General features: G+C 70.8%; 15 protein-coding genes. 10 read left to right on the top strand and 5 right to left on the bottom strand.

Features of this window, described 5'->3' with window-relative positions:
* Position 1: 1 nt before the first annotated feature.
* Both ABZT74_RS10840 and ABZT74_RS10835 read left to right on the top strand, forming a co-directional pair.
* Positions 2–1,957: a kelch motif-containing protein gene (locus ABZT74_RS10840; RefSeq protein ID WP_356166798.1), complete on the top strand. Its 1,956-nt coding sequence runs from the start codon at positions 2–4 to the stop codon at positions 1,955–1,957.
* Complete coding sequence (locus tag ABZT74_RS10835; RefSeq protein WP_356166801.1) at positions 1,954–2,967, top strand: glycoside hydrolase family 6 protein; 1,014 nt, start codon at positions 1,954–1,956, stop codon at positions 2,965–2,967. Before ABZT74_RS10840 ends, ABZT74_RS10835 begins: the two co-directional genes overlap by 4 nt.
* 37 nt (positions 2,968–3,004) lie before the next feature.
* Here the strand turns inward: ABZT74_RS10835 and ABZT74_RS10830 are convergent, their stop codons facing one another.
* Complete coding sequence (locus ABZT74_RS10830; protein ID WP_356166804.1) at positions 3,005–3,994, bottom strand: DUF5937 family protein; 990 nt, start codon at positions 3,992–3,994, stop codon at positions 3,005–3,007.
* 73 nt (positions 3,995–4,067) lie between these two features.
* Between ABZT74_RS10830 and ABZT74_RS10825 the strand changes: the two genes are divergently transcribed.
* The 4 genes from ABZT74_RS10825 (at position 4,068) to ABZT74_RS10810 (ending at position 8,197) form a co-directional block, all read left to right on the top strand.
* Positions 4,068–5,441, top strand: a complete 1,374-nt coding sequence (locus ABZT74_RS10825; protein ID WP_356434110.1) for an MFS transporter — start codon at positions 4,068–4,070, stop codon at positions 5,439–5,441.
* Between the two features lie 10 nt (positions 5,442–5,451).
* Positions 5,452–5,961, top strand: a complete 510-nt coding sequence (locus ABZT74_RS10820) for a MarR family transcriptional regulator (RefSeq protein ID WP_355875633.1) — start codon at positions 5,452–5,454, stop codon at positions 5,959–5,961.
* Positions 5,962–6,061: 100 nt separating this feature from the next.
* Positions 6,062–6,400, top strand: a complete 339-nt coding sequence (locus tag ABZT74_RS10815) for a DUF3817 domain-containing protein (RefSeq protein WP_356166810.1) — start codon at positions 6,062–6,064, stop codon at positions 6,398–6,400.
* A gap of 96 nt (positions 6,401–6,496) precedes the next feature.
* Complete coding sequence (locus tag ABZT74_RS10810; RefSeq protein ID WP_355875627.1) at positions 6,497–8,197, top strand: methylmalonyl-CoA mutase family protein; 1,701 nt, start codon at positions 6,497–6,499, stop codon at positions 8,195–8,197.
* 171 nt (positions 8,198–8,368) lie between these two features.
* On the opposite strand, the gene ABZT74_RS10805 is transcribed toward ABZT74_RS10810, so the two are convergent.
* Complete coding sequence (locus ABZT74_RS10805; RefSeq protein ID WP_356166813.1) at positions 8,369–8,995, bottom strand: TetR/AcrR family transcriptional regulator; 627 nt, start codon at positions 8,993–8,995, stop codon at positions 8,369–8,371.
* Positions 8,996–9,253: 258 nt separating this feature from the next.
* On the opposite strand from ABZT74_RS10805, the gene ABZT74_RS10800 reads away from it, so the two are divergent.
* From ABZT74_RS10800 to ABZT74_RS10785, 4 genes are all read left to right on the top strand, one after another.
* Positions 9,254–10,228 (top strand): tetratricopeptide repeat protein, encoded by a 975-nt coding sequence (locus ABZT74_RS10800; protein WP_355875621.1) that lies wholly within the window; start codon positions 9,254–9,256, stop codon positions 10,226–10,228.
* A 618-nt stretch (positions 10,229–10,846) separates the two neighbouring features.
* Positions 10,847–11,479: a DUF6230 family protein gene (locus tag ABZT74_RS10795; RefSeq protein WP_355875618.1), complete on the top strand. Its 633-nt coding sequence runs from the start codon at positions 10,847–10,849 to the stop codon at positions 11,477–11,479.
* Between the two features lie 117 nt (positions 11,480–11,596).
* Positions 11,597–12,193 (top strand): DUF6114 domain-containing protein, encoded by a 597-nt coding sequence (locus ABZT74_RS10790; RefSeq protein WP_356434108.1) that lies wholly within the window; start codon positions 11,597–11,599, stop codon positions 12,191–12,193.
* The gene (locus ABZT74_RS10785) at positions 12,183–13,517 is read left to right on the top strand and encodes a hypothetical protein (protein WP_356434107.1); all 1,335 of its coding nucleotides are present in this window, start codon (positions 12,183–12,185) and stop codon (positions 13,515–13,517) included. Before ABZT74_RS10790 ends, ABZT74_RS10785 begins: the two co-directional genes overlap by 11 nt.
* A 90-nt stretch (positions 13,518–13,607) precedes the next feature.
* On the opposite strand, the gene pyk is transcribed toward ABZT74_RS10785, so the two are convergent.
* The 3 genes from pyk to pta form a co-directional block, all read right to left on the bottom strand.
* Positions 13,608–15,038 carry a pyruvate kinase gene (gene pyk / locus ABZT74_RS10780; RefSeq protein WP_356434105.1) on the bottom strand — a complete coding sequence of 477 codons (1,431 nt, stop codon included), beginning with the start codon at positions 15,036–15,038 and terminating at the stop codon, positions 13,608–13,610.
* Positions 15,039–15,134: 96 nt separating this feature from the next.
* Positions 15,135–16,331, bottom strand: coding sequence for an acetate kinase (locus ABZT74_RS10775; RefSeq protein ID WP_356166896.1), 1,197 nt, complete (start codon positions 16,329–16,331; stop codon positions 15,135–15,137).
* 65 nt (positions 16,332–16,396) lie between these two features.
* Complete coding sequence (gene pta, locus ABZT74_RS10770; protein ID WP_356434103.1) at positions 16,397–18,487, bottom strand: phosphate acetyltransferase; 2,091 nt, start codon at positions 18,485–18,487, stop codon at positions 16,397–16,399.
* Between the last annotated feature and the right edge of the window lie 118 nt (positions 18,488–18,605).

Below are 18,605 nucleotides of genomic sequence, written 5' to 3'. Positions count from 1 at the left end.
CATGGCCGACCGGCCCTCGAAGAAGACGCGCAAGACACTCCTCGGCATCACGGGGATCGCCGTCCTCGCGGGACTCAACGCCCCCGCCGCACTCGGTCTCGCCGGCGAGACCTACCACGCCTACACGATCTCCCGGCCCTCCTACCAGGCCGCCTACGGCTCCTGGAAGCAGATCGACATCCCCCGCGCCTACCGCACCAACGCCATCCACGCGGCCCTGCTCCACACCGGGAAAGTGCTCATCGTCGCCGGATCCGGAAACGAACAGAGGAAGTTCGACAAGGGATCCTTCGACACCGTCCTGTGGGACCCGAGGAACGACACCTTCAAGAAGATCCCCACCCCGGACGACTTCTTCTGCTCCGGCCACGCCCAACTGCCCGACGGCAGCATGCTCGTCGCCGGCGGAACCGCCCGCTACGAACAGCTCGACGGCGAGGTCCGGCGGGCCGGCGGCGGCATGCGCGTGAAGAACGAGAACCCCGACAAGGACATCGTCCTCAAGAAGGGCACCGTCTTCCGTTCACCCGCGGGCGTCACGTACGCCAGCCGTTTCGACGTCACCGTCCCCAGGGCCAGACGCGACCAGACGGCCACCTACGACCGGGCCGGCGTCATGCAGCCGTGGCGGACCACCGTCACCGCCGGTGAGGCACGCGTCTTCGTCGAAGCCACGGAGACGGGGCCCCTGGCGGTCACCGGCACCCCGGCCCAGTACGAGATCGCCGGCCTGCGCGGTGCGGACGCCGCCAACACCTACGGCCTCTCCGAGAAGATCACCCTCGACAAACAGGACTTCCAAGGCATCAGGGCCGCCTACGAGTTCGACCCCCGCGCCGAGAAGTACATCCCCGTCGACCCGATGGACAAGGCCCGCTGGTACCCCACCCTCGTCGGACTCGACGACGGACGCGTCCTCGCCGTCTCCGGCCTCGACGACGTCGGAACCATCGACCCCGGCGACAACGAGATCTACGACCCCCGCACCAAGAAGTGGTCCCCCGGCCCCAAGCGCTACTTCCCCACCTACCCCGCGCTCTTCCTCACCCGGGGCGGCAAACTCTTCTACCCGGCCTCCAACGCCGGATACGGGCCCGCCGACCAGGGCCGCGACGCCGGTCTCTGGGACCCGAGGACCAACACCTTCGAAAAGGTGCCCGGGCTGCGGGACGCCGACGAGACCGAAACCTCCGCCTCGCTCCTCCTGCCGCCCGCACAGGACCAGAAGGTGATGATCCTCGGCGGAGGAGGCGTCGGGGAATCGAAGCGGTCCACCCCCCGCACCGCCGTCGTCGACCTGAAGAAGGACAACCCCGCCTTCGAGGACGGACCCGACCTCCCCCAGGGCACCCGCTACCTGAACAGCGTGATCATGCCCGACGACACCGTCTTCACCACCAACGGCTCCCAGGACTACCGGGGGCGCAGCGCCAGCAACATCCTCAAAGCCCAGTTCTACGACCCCAAGGCCAACACCTTCCGCGAGGCCGCGTCCCCGACCGTCGGCCGCAACTACCACTCCGAGGCCCTGCTGCTGCCCGACGGCCGCGTCGCCACGTTCGGCTCCGACCCGCTCTTCGACGACCGGCGGAACACCAAGCTCGGCCACTTCGAGCAGCGCATGGAGATCTACACCCCGCCCGCGCTGCACCGGAACGGGAAGAACCGGCCGGAACTGGGGGAGGGGACGGACAGGCTGGACAAGGACGGACGGGCCACGTTCGCCACGGACCATCCGGAACGCGTCACCAAGGCCCGCCTGATGCGCCCCAGCGCCGTCACCCACACCACGGACGTCGAACAACGGTCCATCGAACTCGGGCTGACGAAGACCGGGAACTCCGTGACCGTCGAGGTGCCGAAGGACCCGGCGCTGGTGCCGCCGGGCTGGTACATGCTGTTCGTGACGGACGCCCAGGGGACGCCTTCCGAGGCGAAGTGGGTGCGGGTCGGATGAGGGGCGGGTGCCGGACCCGGCTGATCCGCACCCTCGCGGCCCTCGCGGCCCTCGCGGCGCTCGGCCTCACAGCGGGTTGCTCGTCCGCCTCCCGGGCCGACGGGACCGCCGTCGCCGAGACCCGGCGGGCCGACACCGGCGACTCCCCCTTCTGGGTCGACCCCGCCGGCCCCGCCGCGGCGCAGATCCGGGCGTGGCGACGCCAGGGCCGTACCGAGGACGCCGCGCTGCTGGAGCGGATCGCCGACGAACCCACCGCACTGTGGCCGGCCGGCGAGGCCGACCCGGGCCCGGTCGTCCGAGCGGCCACCACGGCGGCCGCGCGGCAGGACCGCACGGCACTGTTCGTGGCGTACAACATCCCCCACCGCGACTGCGGCCGGCACTCGGCGGGCGGTGCGGCCGACGCCGACGTCTACCGGCGATGGATCGGACAGTTCGCGGACGCTCTCGCCGACAGCCGGGCCCTGGTCGTCCTCGAACCGGACGCGATCGCCCACATCGTCGACGGCTGCACACCCGGCGAGTACCGGGACGAACGCACCCAGTTGCTCAGCGACGCGGTCAACCGGCTCAAGCACCAGCCCCGCACCAAGGTCTACGTGGACGCCGGCAACCCGGCCTGGATCCGCGACTCAGGCAGACTCGTCGAACCCCTCACACGGGCGGGCATCGCGAACGCCGACGGGTTCTCGCTGAACGTCTCGAACTTCCAGACGGACGCCGTGACCAGGACGTACGGCGTCGAGCTCGCGGCGAGACTCGGCGGGAAACACTTCGTCGTCGACACCAGCCGCAACGGCAACGGCCCCCTCCCGGGTGTCTGGTGCAACCCGCCCGGCCGCGCCCTCGGCACCCGCCCCGCCACGGCCACCGGCGAACCGGCCCTGGACGCCTACCTGTGGATCAAGAGGCCGGGCGAATCGGACGGAGCGTGCGAGGGCGGGCCGGCGGCCGGGCAGTGGTGGCCCGACTACGCGCTGGGGCTGGCCCGCGGTTCCGGGGGCTGACCGACGCCCGCGCCCGGGCGGTCGCCCGCGCCCCGCCTCACCCTCCGCCTCCGCCCGAGGCGAGCGCGATCCCGAGCGGCGTCCGTTCGTACAGCACCTGGTGACCGTAACGGCGTGAGACGAGGAGGCCGGTGTCGCGCAGAGCGGTGAGGTGGGCGGAGACGGAGGACGGGGCGAGGCGCAGCCGGTGGGCGAGGGCCGTGGTGGTGGCGGGTTCGTCGAGGGCCGTGAGGACGACCGCTCGGCCGCGGCCGAGGAGGCGTACGAGGGCGTCGGAGGTGCTGCCGCCGGGTTCGGCCCAGAGGCCGCCGATGCCGCGGGCGGGATAGGCGAGGGTGGGCTGCCAGGGGGGCTCGAAGCCGCTGATCACGTCGGGCCAGGAGAAGACGCTGGGCATGAGGACCAGACCCTGTCCCGCGAGGTGGCGTTCGTGGCGGCCGCCTCCCTCGATGGTGAGGGTGTGGGCGCGCCAGCCGAGCCGGCGGTCGATCTCCGGGAGGAGACCGCCGAGGCCGACGTGGGCGAGGCGGCGTGAGTGGAAGGCGATGTCGGCTTCCAGCAGGGCGCGCAGCCGGGGCCAGTCGGGTTCGACGAGGGCGTGCCAGGCCTGTTCGAGCAGGTCGGTGAGCCGGGTGACGGTGCGGACGGGGTCGGCGAGCAGGGCGCGGCCCTGCGGGGAGGCGAGGGCGCCGGGGGTGTCGGCGAGGGAGCGCGCGGTCTCCTCGCGGGCGGCGGCGGGGTCGGCGGCGCGCACGGCCGCGATCTCCTCGTCGAAGGTGGCGGTGGGGCCGATGGGGGGTGGGCCGAGCCAGTCGGGGGAGTAGCCGCTGCGGGGCATGAGGAGCCACAGCGGGGTGAGGTCGAGTCCGGCGGCCGCGGTGCGGATACGGCGCAGCCAGTGGGCGTGGTAGCCGTGCCGTGCGGGCCGGTTGAGGGTGCGGACCGCCTCCTGGGTCTCCCAGAGGGGGGAGATCGCGAAGCGGCAGTTGAGGAGGTCGTCCTCCCCGAAGTGCAGGAGTGACGGCACGGGGCGGCTCCGGAAGATTCGGCTGGGGCCGAAACTCTACGCCGGCGGCTTCGGCGGGGGCACGCTGCCGCACATGCCAGACACACCGACCGCGCCCACGACGACGAAGACGCCGGGAACCGCCGGGGCGGGCGCCCCTCCGCCCGCCGTCCCCACCGGATACGGCCCGGTCTTCGCCGTGCGCGAGTTCCGTGCCGTGTTCGTCGCGCACGCGTTCTCGCTGCTGGGGCTGGTGGTCAGTGAGATCGCGCTGTCCGTCCTGGTCTACGACCTGACGGGGTCCCCGCTGCTGAGCGCCCTGACGTTCGCGCTGGGCTTTCTGCCCTATCTCGTCGGCGGGACGCTGCTCGCGGGGGTCGCGGACCGCTTTCCGGCGCGGCGGGTGCTGGTGGTGTGCGATCTGGTGTGCGCGGGGTGCGTGGTGGTGATGGCGGTGCCGGGCGCTCCGATCGCGGTGCTGCTGGCGATGCGGGCGGCGCTGGCGGTGGTGGCTCCGGTGTTCCAGGGGACGCGGACGGCGACGCTGGCCGATGTCCTCGGTGACGGGGAGCTGTTCGTGCTGGGCCGTTCGCTGCTGCGCATCGTGTCGCAGAGCGCGCTGCTGACGGGGTTCGGACTGGGAGGTCTGCTGCTGACCGTGGTGTCGCCGCGGCACGCGCTGCTGGTGACGGTCGGTACGTTCCTGGCGTCCGCGGCGTTCCTGCGGTTCGGAACGCGGCGCCGGCCGGCGCGGGTGACCGGGGGGCAGGCGTTGGTGCGGGACTCGTTGCGCGGCGCCCGGCTGGTGCTGGCCGACCGCCGGGTGCGGGTGCTCCTTCTGCTGTTCTGGGTGCCGCCGATGTTCGTGGTGGTGCCGGAGGCGTTGGCGGCGCCGTACGCGCACGGTCTCGGGGTGGGTTCGACGGGGCTGGGTCTGCTGATGTGCGCGCTGCCGGTGGGGACGATCGCGGGCGAGCTGTTCGCGGGGTCGCGGCTGCGGCCCCTGACGCGGCAGCGGATCACGTTGCCGTTGGTGTGCGTGACCCTGCTGCCGTACGTGGGCTACGCGCTGCGGCCGGGTCTGGGCTGGTCGTTGGTGCTGCTGGCGGTGGCGGGCGCCGGCTCGGCGTACACGCTCGGCCTCGACCAGTGGTTCGTGCGGTCGGTGCCCGACGAGCTGCTCGGGCGGGCGATGACGCTGAACACGGCGGGGCTGATGACGGTTCAGGGGGTGGGGATGGCGCTGTCGGGCGCGGTGGCGGAGTTCGCCGGGGTGCGGGCGACCGTGGTGGGCGCGGGAGTGCTGGGAACGGTGCTGTGTGTGGTGCTGGCGGTGGCGGCGCGGCGTGCGGAGCAGGGCGTGGAGCAGGGGGCGGGCGGGCCGTCGGAGGGGGCGCGGATGCCTGTCGTCGTGGGGGAGAGGACCGAAACGCGAGACGGGGCTGACCACGATGTGACCGGCCGGTAAGGTCTTTGGCGTGCCGAAGCCGCTCAGTCTCGCTTTTGATCCCATCGCCCGCGCCGACGAACACTGGCAGCAGCGCTGGGGGTCCGTGCCCTCGATGGCCGCGATCACCTCGATCATGCGCGCGCACCAGATCCTGCTGGCCGAGGTGGACGCGGTGGTCAGGCCGTACGGGCTGACGTTCGCCCGGTACGAGGCGCTGGTGCTGCTCACGTTCTCCAAGGCGGGCGAGCTGCCGATGTCGAAGATCGGTGAGCGGCTGATGGTGCATCCGACGTCCGTCACGAACACGGTGGACCGGCTGGTGCGCTCGGGCCTGGTGGACAAGCGGCCGAATCCGAACGACGGGCGCGGCACACTCGCCTCGATCACGGAGAAGGGCCGCGAGGTGTGCGACGCGGCGACCCGCGACCTGATGGGGATGGACTTCGGTCTCGGGGCGTACGACGCGGAGGAGTGCACGGAGATCTTCGCGATGCTGCGGCCGCTGCGGGTGGCCGCGCACGACTTCAAGGACGAGTAGGACGGTCCGGGCCCGGCGCGGGAGGGCGCGGCGCCGGGGCGGCCGGGTGAGGGCGGGGGCGCGCGAAGATCGCGCAAATGGGGTCGTTACCCTCGTAGCCATGAAGAAGAGCGTGCTGACCCGCTACCGCGTCATGGCCTACATCACCGGTGTGCTGCTGGTTCTGCTGTGCCTCGGCATGATCGCCAAGTACGGCCTGGGCGTCGACGGTGCCGCCGACTTCACCCGTGTCGTCGCCATCGCGCACGGCTGGCTGTACGTCGTGTACCTGATCTTCGCGTTCGACCTGGGGTCGAAGGCGAAGTGGCCGGTCGGCAAGCAGCTCTGGGTGCTGCTGGCGGGGACGATCCCCACGGCCGCGTTCTTCGTGGAGCGCAGGATCAGCCGTGAGCTGGAGGGGCGCGTCGCGGAGGGTTCTCCCGCGGTCGCCAAGGCCTGATCCACACCCGATCCGCACCGGATCAGCACCGCCGTACGGGATCGTACGGCGGTTTGCCATCGACATTTACTAGGACGTCCTAGTAAATTCGTGGGTATGGACGCTCACGCCATCGAGGAAGGCCGCCGACGCTGGCAGGCCCGCTACGACGCTTCGCGCAAGCGCGAGGCCGACTTCACCACGCTCTCCGGCGACGCCGTGGAGCCGGTGTACGGTCCCCGGCCCGGGGACCACTACGAAGGCTTCGAGCGGATCGGATGGCCCGGCGAGTACCCGTACACGCGCGGGCTGTACGCCACCGGGTACCGCGGGCGGACGTGGACGATCCGGCAGTTCGCCGGATTCGGCAACGCCGAGCAGACCAACGAGCGCTACAAGAAGATCCTCGCCAACGGCGGCGGAGGTCTGTCCGTGGCGTTCGACATGCCGACGCTGATGGGCCGCGACTCCGACGACCCCCGCGCGCTCGGCGAGGTCGGGCACTGCGGTGTCGCCATCGACTCGGCCGCCGACATGGAGGTCCTCTTCGGGGACATCCCGCTCGGTGACGTCACGACGTCGATGACGATCAGTGGGCCCGCGGTGCCGGTCTTCTGCATGTACCTGGTCGCCGCCGAGCGTCAGGGAATCGACCCGGCCGTACTGAACGGCACGCTCCAGACCGACATCTTCAAGGAGTACATCGCGCAGAAGGAGTGGCTCTTCCAGCCCGAGCCGCATCTGCGCCTCATCGGCGACCTGATGGAGCACTGCGCCGAGAAGATCCCCGCGTACAAGCCGCTGTCCGTCTCCGGTTACCACATCCGGGAAGCGGGCTCGACGGCCGCGCAGGAGCTCGCCTACACCCTGGCGGACGGCTTCGGCTACGTGGAGCTGGGGCTCTCCCGCGGGCTCGACGTGGACGTCTTCGCCCCTGGGCTCTCCTTCTTCTTCGACGCCCACGTCGACTTCTTCGAGGAGATCGCCAAGTTCAGGGCGGCCCGCCGGATCTGGGCCCGCTGGATGCGCGACGTGTACGGCGCGAAGACCGAGAAGGCGCAGTGGCTGCGGTTCCACACGCAGACCGCCGGTGTCTCGCTGACGGCGCAGCAGCCGTACAACAACGTCGTGCGCACGGCCGTCGAGGCGCTCGCCGCGGTCCTCGGCGGTACGAACTCGCTGCACACCAACGCGCTGGACGAGACGCTCGCGCTGCCGTCCGAGCAGGCCGCGGAGATCGCCCTGCGCACGCAGCAGGTGCTCATGGAGGAGACCGGCGTCGCCAACGTCGCCGACCCGCTGGGCGGTTCCTGGTACGTCGAGCAGCTCACCGACCGCATCGAGGCCGACGCCGAGAAGATCTTCGAGCAGATCAGGGAGCGCGGGCTGCGGGCGCACCCCGACGGCCGGCACCCCATCGGTCCCATCACCTCGGGCATCCTGCGCGGCATCGAGGACGGCTGGTTCACCGGGGAGATCGCCGAGTCGGCGTTCCAGTACCAGCGGTCGGTGGAGAAGGGCGACAAGCGCGTCGTCGGCGTGAACGTCCACCACGGCTCCGTCACCGGCGACCTGGAGATCCTGCGGGTCAGCCACGAGGTGGAGCGCGAGCAGGTGCGGGAGCTGGGCGCGCGCAGGCAGGGGCGTGACGAGGCCGCGGTGCGCGGCGCGCTGGCCGCCATGCTCGCCGCCGCCCGCGACGGCTCGAACATGATCGCCCCCATGCTGGAAGCGGTCCGCGCCGAGGCGACCCTGGGCGAGATCTGCGGCGTCCTGCGCGACGAGTGGGGGGTGTACACGGAGCCGGCGGGCTTCTGAGGCCCCCGCGGCCCCGGCCGCCGCTCCTTGCCGTACGTCCCCGCTCCCGGCCCCTGTCGGCCCCTGCGCCCCCGTCCGTCCCGCTTCCGGGCCCTCCCGCCCGGACCCGCTCCTCGTGCCGCGAGAGAGCCGGGCGGGACCCACGGGGGCGTAGGGCTGCGGGGACCGGGTTCAGTCCTCCGCGGTCGCGCCGGTCAGGCCGAGAAGCAGGACGCGGGTGAACGAGCGCACCCACTCCTCGTCCGCCGGTTCCGCGCTGACCAGAGTGCGGTGGACGACCGCCCCGGCGACCACGTCGAAGATCAGGTCGGCGGTACGGGAGGCGCTGGCGGGGTCGGTCTCCGGGGGGAGTTCGCCGCGGGCCTGCGCGCGGGCGCGGCCCTCCATGACGAGCCGCTTCTGCCGGTCCACGATGGACGTCCTGATGCGTTCGCGCAGCGGCTCGTCGCGAGTAGACTCCGCCACCACCGCCATCAGCGCCGTCTTCGCCTCCGGGCGGTCCAGGATCGCCGCGAACTGGAGCACCACGCCCTCGATGTCGGCGGCCAGACTGCCCCGGTCGGGCAGCTCCAGCTCGTCGAAGAGGACGGCCACGGCGTCGACGACGAGTTCGTTCTTGCCCGCCCAGCGGCGGTAGAGGGTCGTCTTGGCGACGCCGGCGCGGGTCGCCACGTCTCCCAACGTCAGTTTGGACCAGCCCAGTTCGACCAGGGCCGCACGGGTCGCCTCGAGGATCGCGGCGTCCGCGGCGGCGCTGCGGGGGCGGCCCGTCCGGGGGGCCGAGGGGTGACCGTGCATGTCAGTGACCATATCCGGCCGCCTCACCGGCGAAATCCGGCGGTTCTGTGAAGCCGTGAGGGAGATCACCGGGGGGTGGCGGACAGGCGGGTCTCCGGACAGTTACGCTACGACTCGTAGCGAAAGCTCGAACGCGGCGACAACCGCACCGGGCGCCTGGTGGGGACCCGGCGCCGAACAGGCCGGACGGGGACCGGCTTTCAGCATGCTTTTCCTACGGCTTTTCACACGTGCGCGAGGAAGGGGGAGGATGTACTCATGCAGCCACGGAACATGTCCATGAGCGGAGTCGTCGACCTCGCCGCGGTGAAGGCGGCCCAGGAGGCCAAGGCGAAGGCGGAGCAGGCGCGCGCCGACGCCGCCCGGCAGGGCGGCGGAGGGGGCGTGAGTCCCGCGAGCCTCGTCATCGACGTCGACGAGGCGGGATTCGAGAGCGAGGTCCTGCAGCGCTCCACCGAGGTGCCCGTCGTCATCGACTTCTGGGCCGAGTGGTGCGAGCCCTGCAAGCAGCTCAGTCCGGTCCTGGAGCGGCTGGCCCTCGAGTACAACGGCCGGTTCCTGCTCGCCAAGATCGACGTCGACGCCAATCAGATGCTGATGCAGCAGTTCGGGGTCCAGGGGATCCCGGCCGTCTTCGCGGTGGTCGCCGGCCAGGCGCTGCCGCTCTTCCAGGGCGCGGCCGCCGAGTCGCAGATCCGCGGGACGCTGGACCAGCTCGTCCAGGTCGCCGAGGAGCGCTTCGGTCTGACCGGCCTGACGGTCGACGGCGACGCCGAGCCGGGCGACGCCCCCGAGGCCCCGGAGATGCCGGCCGGCCCCTACGACGCCCTGCTGGAGGCCGCCGTACAGGCGCTGGACGCGGGCGACTTCGGCGGAGCCGTACAGGCGTACCGGAACGTCCTGAGCGACGACCCGGGCAACACCGAGGCCAAACTGGGACTCGCCCAGGCCGAGTTGCTCCACCGGGTGCAGGGTCTCGACCCCCAGCAGGTGCGCAAGGACGCCGCCGAGAAGCCGGGTGACGCCGCCGCGCAGATCGCGGCCGCCGACCTGGACCTCGTGGGCGGCCATGTCGAGGACGCCTTCGGGCGGCTCATCGACACGGTGCGCCGCACGGCGGGCGACGACCGGGACGCCGTACGGGTGCGGTTGCTCGAACTCTTCGAGGTCGTCGGGGGCGACGACCCGCGCGTGATCGCGGCGCGCAGGGCCCTCGCGAGGGCCTTGTTCTGACCAGTCCCTAAACGTCAGGGCCTGTGATGCCCGCGTGAAAGATTGGCCGACAGAGGGGCAAGTGGCCGCGCTTTACCAAAACTTGGTAAACGCGGCCGCTGTTACTCCGAGTAAGTCCAGGGCGTTGAACTGTCTGGTTCCGTCCGTCAATCAACCAGTGTGTCACCCCCCTTGGGAGCACCCTGAGTCGCTGACCGACACCGGCCGGTCGTTCTTCGGTTATCCCGCCGTTACTAGCGAGTAACGAACCCCCTTGTGCGGGCGGCGAGAATGCACCACGATCGGCGACGCTCGGTCCATTCCCGCACCCCGCCAGCCAGTCGGGTCAGCGGAGTCCCTGGGTCCCCACCGAGTAGAGCCGGAGGCAGTGCTGCCGGCTCTTGGGCAGGGGGGTCTCCGCCGTCCGGTGGAGCCTGTCCAGCAGGTTGTGCGTGATTGGTGTCAGGCGCGACCAGTGGTTGTCGCTCGGGGGTGATCGCCGGTGATTCGGGTGCAGTCGCACCTCCGGGTACAGGCGCTCTCCTTCCCGAGGACGTAGCACTTCTCCCATCCCTGCCCGGCTGAGCCGCCGCAAGTGGCAGTCAGGGCCAGGAGATGTACGTCCGAGAAGGAGGAAATATGGAGTCCCAGGTGCGTGGCGGGACCAGATGGAAGCGGTTCGCGGTCGTGATGGTGCCCTCGGTGGCCGCCACGGCAGCGATAGGTGTCGCCCTCGCGCAGGGCGCTCTCGCCGCGTCGTTCAGCGTTTCCGGTCAGTCGTTCAAGGTGTCGGCGGACCGACTCGACGGTACGGGCTTCTCGCAGTACGGAGCCATCGACTCGGGTTACACCCTCGACGGCAACAAGACGGCTCACCCCGTCGCGGTCTCGGCGTTCAAGAACGCCACGATCACCAACATGTGCCAGTCCGTCGTCACCCCGGACATCCCGCTGCTCGGTTCCGTCAGCCTCGTGCTGAAGGCCGGCGGCGGTGACACGCCGGTCGAGGCGGACAACCTGTACATCGACGTCGAGGACCTCGAGGCCAACGCGACGTTCCGCGGCATCGACATCGGTGTTGCCGCCAAGGACGCCACCAAGGGTCCGGGTCTGAAGAGCGGCGAGGCTGCCAACCCCTACGGGTTCGCGCAGCAGGCCGACTCCGCGACGCTGACCAAGGTGCGGCAGACGGCGTGGGCGACCACGGCGGGCACCTTCAAGCTCAGCGGCCTGAAGATGTCGGTCGCCAAGGGCGTCAAGGAGTGCTACTAGGCACCCCTGGGGCGGGCGACAGGGGCTTCGGCCGCTTCGCCCGCCCCGCTCCGCACGCATAGGCGGAGCGAACATGCGAACTTCTCACAGCAAAGCCGTTCCAGGGAGCTGTTTTCCATGAGCGCCGAGACTCCTGCCGCGCGCGGCCAGAACGACGAGCACTACCTCCAGGTGTTCCGGCGGAACTTCCGTACATGGAGGGGCGACCGCCCGTTCTGGGCCGGCCTGTTCATCGTGCTCGGCGGTGTCCCCATCGCGTACTTCCCGTACGCGAAGCTTCAGCTCGGACATCTGACGCTGGCGATGTCCACCACCGCGGGTGCCGGTTCCCTCATCATCGGCGTGCTCCTCGTGGTGCTCGGGATCAGCCTCTGGTTCCAGAAGCACGTACGGACGTTCGCCGGAGTCGCGGCGATCCTCCTCGCCCTGGTGTCCATCCCGGTGTCCAACCTGGGCGGCTTCCTGGTGGGCTTCCTCTTCGCCCTCATCGGCGGCGCCATGGCCGTCTCCTGGGTTCCGGGCGAGCCGGGCGAGGAGTACGGCGCACCGGCGTCCCACGCCAAGGACGCCGAGCCGCTGGGCATGGTGCCCCAGCAGCAGGACGCGGGGCCCGAGCCCGTCGCGCCCGCCGCCGCGCACGCTGTGGACGACCCGAACGATCTGTCAGGAACGAGCCCGAGCAACGGGGCGAACGGGAGGCACAGTGCCGGCTGACAAGGTGACCCACGGGACTGAGGTGGACGAGTCCCGTGTGAGAACCGGGCCGCGCCACGCGGCTCCCAGGAAGCCGTTGTTCACCAGGTTCCACGTGCCCGCCGGCAAGGCGATAGCCATAGCCGCGATGCCGACGGCGGTCCTCATGGGAATGGGGCTCACGCCGACGCTCGCCCAGGCGGACGACCACTCCACGGCCAAGAGCCTGACGGCCGACGAGTACCAGGCGTGCGTCGAGGCCGTCGCCGGCACCGAGGACGACAAGAAGGACCCGTCGGAACCGGCGTCGCCGACCCCCTCGGCCTCCGCGAGCGAGTCGTCCGGCACGGCCACACCGACCCCCTCGGCGTCCTCGGACGCGAAGGACTCCACGGACCCGGGCAAGACCTCTTCGTCGGATTCAGGTTCCGACGACAAGGCCGAACCCGCCCCCTCCGCCTCGTCCTCCGCACCGAGCACGTCCGACAAGTCGGCCGACAGCGCGGCCACTCCGGCCCCCACGGCGTCCGCGACGAAGAACCCGCTCGACCCCCTGGGTATCGGCGACGCCATCAAGGACCTCCTGACGCCCGACGAGAAGGAGAGCGCCACCCCCGAGCCCTCCGCGTCGGCCTCCGCGAGCGACAAGGGCGACGAGACGGGCACGACCGCCTCGTCCGGTGACAAGAGCACCTCCGGCACCGTCAAGGACACGACCGACAAGGTCACCGACACGGTCACGGACACCCTCAAGGACGCCACCGACAAGGCCTCCGAGGCGGCGAAGGACACCACCGACGCCGTCAAGAAGGCCGCCGAGGACGCCGGGGTGACGCCGAGCCCCTCAGCGAGCTCCACGACGGACCCCAAGGACTGCCCGGTCGCCACCGACGAGGAGGGCAGCGTCGACAACCCGGTGACCCTGCCCGACGACCCGTGGTACCTCAACGCCAGCTCCCTGCTCCTCAAGGGCGCCGACTACCAGGGCGTCGTCAAGGTGAAGACCGCCGACGGCACGGTCAAGAAGGTCCTGAAGTACGTCATCTCCGACGGCACCGACATCGGGGACCTGCACCAGACGGTGGACGACAAGCAGGCCGGCAGGACCTACCACGTGCAGGCCGGCAAGGGCACGACGTCCACCATCCGCGACGGCAAGACGATCATGTACACGGAGAGCATCTCCGGGAACCTGTTCGGTCTGATCCCGATCACGTTCGACCCGGACAACCCTCCGCCGCTGAACATCCCGCTGATCTACTTCACCAAGGCGAAGGTGGTCCAGGCGGGCCAGTTCGGCGGCACGCTGACCATCCCCGGACTGCACCAGTACACGACCGACTGAGTCGTCCGGAGCCCGTCCGGGCGCCGCGCAACACGCTGAGGGCGCCCCCTGTCCGACAGGGGGCGCCCTCAGTGGCGTACGGCGGCGGGGTCAGGCGTGGTGGACCTCGCCCAGGTGGTGCACCCGGACCATGTTGGTGGTGCCGGGGACACCGGGGGGCGAACCGGCGGTCATCACGACGACGTCGCCCTCGTTGAACCGCTTGAGCTTCTGCAGCTCGCGGTCGACCAGCTCGACCATCTCGTCCGTGCTGTTCACGAACGGCACGACGTGCGACTCGACGCCCCAGCTCAGCGACAGCTGGTTGCGGGTGCCCTCGTCGGTGGTGAACGCCAGGATCGGCTGCGCGGCGCGGTAGCGGGAGAGCCGGCGCGCGGTGTCGCCGGACTTCGTGAACGCCACCAGGCCCTTGCCACCGAGGAAGTCGGCGATCTCGCAGGCGGCACGGGCGACCGAACCGCCCTGCGTGCGCGGCTTCTTGCCCGGGACCAGCGGCTGCAGACCCTTGGAGAGCAGTTCCTCCTCGGCCGCGACGACGATCTTCGACATCGTCTTCACGGTCTCGATCGGGTACGCGCCCACGCTGGACTCGGCGGACAGCATGACCGCGTCCGCGCCGTCCAGGATCGCGTTCGCCACGTCGGACGCCTCGGCGCGCGTGGGACGGGAGTTGGTGATCATCGACTCCATCATCTGGGTCGCGACGATCACCGGCTTGGCGTTGCGGCGGCACAGCTCCACGAGGCGCTTCTGCACCATCGGGACCTTCTCCAGCGGGTACTCCACGGCCAGGTCGCCACGGGCCACCATGACGGCGTCGAAGGCCGCGACGACGCCCTCCATGTTCTCGACCGCCTGCGGCTTCTCCACCTTGGCGATGACGGGGACCCGGCGGCCCTCCTCGTCCATCACCTTGTGGACGTCGTTCACGTCGTCGGCGTCACGCACGAAGGACAGGGCGACCATGTCGCAGCCCATCCGCAGAGCGAAGCGCAGGTCCTCGACGTCCTTGTCCGACAGCGCCGGCACGTTCACCGCCGCGCCGGGCAGGTTGATGCCCTTGTGGTCGGAGATCACGCCGCCCTCGATGACGACCGTCTTGACCCGGGGGCCGTCGATCTCGACGACCCGCAGTTCGACGTTGCCGTCGTTGATGAGGATCTGGTCGCCCTTGGAGACGTCACCGGGCAGACCCTTGTAGGTCGTGCCGCAGATGTGCTTGTCACCCGGCACGTCCTCGGCCGTGATGACGAACTCGTCACCGCGCTCCAGCTCGACGGGGCCTTCGGCGAAGGTCTCCAGGCGGATCTTCGGGCCCTGGAGGTCGGCGAGCACGCCGATGGCGACGCCGGTCTCGGCCGCTGCGGCCCGGACCCGGTGGTACCGGCCCTGGTGCTCTGCCTGGGTGCCGTGGCTGAAGTTGAATCGGGCCACGTTCATGCCGGCCTGGATCAGCGCGACCAGCTTCTCGTGGGAGTCGACCGCGGGGCCGAGAGTACAGACGATTTTCGAACGGCGCATGGGGCGATCCTATCGGTTTGTTTCGCTACGGAATATTCCGTCTGGCGGAAGATACAAATGGGCGGACGGCCGCTCAGGCGTGGCTTTCCGGCCCGCTCAGGCCGCACCCTCTCCGACCAGCGCATACGTCTGTGTGGCGATCTCCAGTTCCTCGTCCGTGGGCACCACGGCGACCGCGACGCGCGCGTACGGCGGCGAAATCAGCCGCGATTCGTCCCCGCGCACGGCGTTCAGGTCACCGTCGACCACGAGCCCCAGCTCCTCCAGGCCCGCGATCGCGGCCTCGCGGACCGGCGCCGCGTTCTCGCCGACCCCGGCGGTGAAGGCGACGGCGTCCACCCGGCCGAGCACCGCGTAGTAGGCGCCGATGTACTTCTTCAGGCGGTGGATGTAGATGTCGAAGGCGAGCCGCGCCTGCTCGTCGCCCTCGTCGACACGTCGGCGGATCTCCCGCATGTCGTTGTCGCCGCACAGTCCGATCAGACCGCTCTTCTTGTTGAGGAGAGTGTCGATCTCGTCCGTGGACATGTTCCCAACGCGCTTCAAATGGAAGATGACGGCCGGATCCACGTCGCCCGACCGGGTCCCCATCACCAGCCCCTCCAACGGCGTGAGGCCCATCGAGGTGTCCACGCAGCGGCCTCCCCTGACCGCGGACGCCGACGCGCCGTTGCCCAGGTGCAGCACGATGACGTTGACCTCCTCGGGCGCCTTGCCGAGCAGTTCGGCCGTCGCCCGCGACACGTACGCGTGCGAGGTGCCGTGGAAGCCGTAGCGGCGGATGCGGTGCTCGTCGGCGGTCCGCACGTCGATCGCGTAGCGCGCCGCGGACTCCGGCATCGTCGTGTGGAACGCGGTGTCGAAGACCGCGACCTGCGGCAGGTCGGGACGCAGGGCCATCGCCGTGCGGATGCCGGTGAGGTTCGCCGGGTTGTGCAGCGGCGCCACCGGGATCAGCCGCTCGATCTCCGCGAGGACCGCGTCGTCGACGACCGTCGGCTCCGTGAACGTCCTGCCGCCGTGCACCACCCGGTGGCCGATCGCGGCGAGTTCGGGGGAGTCCAGGCCGAACCCGTCCGTCGCCAGCTCCGCGGCCACCGCCTTCAACGCGGCCTCGTGGTCGGCGAACTCGACCGCCGACTCACGGGTCTCGCCCGTGGCCGGCGTGGTGTGCCTGAGCAGCGAGGTGCCCTCGCCGATCCGCTCCACCAGGCCGACGGCGAGCCGGGAGCTGTCGCGCATGTCGAGGAGCTGGTACTTCACCGACGAGGAGCCGGAGTTGAGGACGAGCACACGCGTGGCCTCGGAGGCCGGGCGCGTCTCGCCGGACGGGGCGGGGGCGGGGGACGGGTCGGCAGTCACTGCGCGGAAGCCTTCTGGTCGGGGGTCTGGGCCTGGATCGCCGTGATGGCGACCGTGTTGACGATGTCCTGGACGAGCGCACCGCGCGACAGGTCGTTGACGGGCTTGCGCAGCCCCTGGAGCACCGGGCCGACGGCGATCGCGCCGGCGGAGCGCTGCACGGCCTTGTAGGTGTTGTTGCCGGTGTTGAGGTCCGGGAAGATCAGCACGGACGCCTGGCCCGCGACCTCGGACTCCGGCAGCTTGGTCGCCGCGACCGACGGTTCCACGGCGGCGTCGTACTGGATCGGCCCCTCGATCCGCAGGTCGCCGCGGCGCAGCCGCACCAGGTCCGTCGCCTCGCGCACCTTGTCCACGTCGACGCCCGTGCCCGAGGTGCCCGTGGAGTACGACAGCATCGCGATCCGCGCCTCCACGCCGAACTGCTCCGCCGTGGCCGCCGACTGGATGGCGATGTCGCACAGCTGCTCGGCGTCGGGATCGGGGTTCACCGCGCAGTCGCCGTAGACGAGGACCTTCTCGGCCAGGCACATGAAGAAGACGGACGAGACGATCTTCGACTCCGGCCGGGTCTTGATGATCTCGAACGCGGGCCGGATGGTCGCGGCCGTCGAGTGCACGGCCCCCGACACCATGCCGTCGGCGAGGCCCTGCTGCACCATCAGCGTGCCGAAGTAGTTGACGTCCGCGACGACGTCGTACGCCAGCTCGACGGTGACGCCCTTGTGGGCGCGCAGCTCGGCGTACTTCTCGGCGAAGGAGTCCCGCAGCTCGGAGGTCTGCGGGTCGATGAGCTGGGTGGCGCTGAGGTCGATGCCGAGGTCGGCGGCCTTCTTGCGGATCTGGTCGACCGGGCCGAGCAGCGTCAGGTCGCAGACGCCCCGCCGCAGCAGCACCTCGGCGGCGTGCAGGACCCGCTCCTCGGTGCCCTCGGGCAGCACCACGCGGCGCCTGTCGGAGCGGGCCTGCTCCAGCAGCTTGTGCTCGAACATCATCGGGGTGAGCCGGTCGCTGCTCGGCGCGGACACCCGCTTCAGCAGGTCCGAGGTGTCCACGTACCGCTCGAACAGGCCGAGCGCGGTCTCCGCCTTGCGGGGCGTGGCCGCGTTGAGCTTGCCCTCCAGGGAGAACAGCTCGGCCGCGGTCGGGAAGGAGGTCCCGGCCACCGAGACCACCGGGGTACCGGGCGCGAGGCGCGCCGCGAGCGTGAGGATGTCCTGGCTGGGCCGCTCGTTCAGGGTGAGCAGGATGCCGGCCACGGGCGGGGTGCCGGCGCTGTGCGCGGCGAGGGTGCCGATCACCAGGTCGGCGCGGTCGCCGGGGGTGACGACGAGGCACCCCGGGGTCAGCGCCCGCAGGAAGTTCGGCAGCATCGCGCCGCCGAACACGAAGTCGAGGGCGTCCCGCGACAGGCCCGCGTCGTCGCCGAGGAGCACCTCGCCGCCGAGCGCCTGGGTGATCTGCGCGACGGTCGGCGCGGACAGCGCGGGCTCGTCGGGCAGGACGTAACAGGGCACCGGGAGGCGGGAACCGAGCCGCTCCAGGATCTCGGTCCGGATCTCGGGCTCCACCCGGTTCACGACCATCGCGAGGACGTCGCAGCCGAGCCCGTCGTACGCGCGGTACGCGTTGCGGGTCTCGGCGCGCACCGACTCGGCGGTCTGCGCCCGGCCGCCGACGACCGGGATCACGGAGGCGGCGAACTCGTTCGCCAGCCGGGCGTTGAGCGCGAGCTCGTCGGGGAGCTGGGTCGCGGCGAAGTCGGTGCCGAGGACGAGGACGACGTCGTAGTCGCGGGCCACCAGGTGGAAGCGGTCGACGAGCGTGGACACCAGCTCGTCGGTACCCTGCTCGGCCTGGAGCGCGGACGCCTCGTGGTAGTCCATGCCGTAGACCGTCGCCGGGTCCTGCGCGAGGCGGTAGCGGGCCCGCAGGAGTTCGAAGAGGCGGTCCGGACCGTCGTGCACGAGAGGGCGGAAGACGCCCACCCGGTCGACCTGGCGGGTCAGGAGCTCCATGACCCCCAGCTCGACGACCTGACGGCCGTCGCCGCGGTCGATCCCGGTCACGTACACGCTGCGCGTCACGCGTGCTCTCCATCCGTCTCGGCGCCAGGCGGTGCGCTGGGCTCGCAAAGGGGCCCACCAACGTGAGCAGAACCCTCTTGACAATACCTCTGGCGCTGGCTAAGGCGCCCGCCAGGAC

The organism is Streptomyces sp. NPDC005302 (assembly GCF_040607345.1).
Lineage (GTDB): Bacteria > Actinomycetota > Actinomycetes > Streptomycetales > Streptomycetaceae > Streptomyces.
This window is presented reverse-complemented; position numbering and strand designations above follow the sequence as displayed.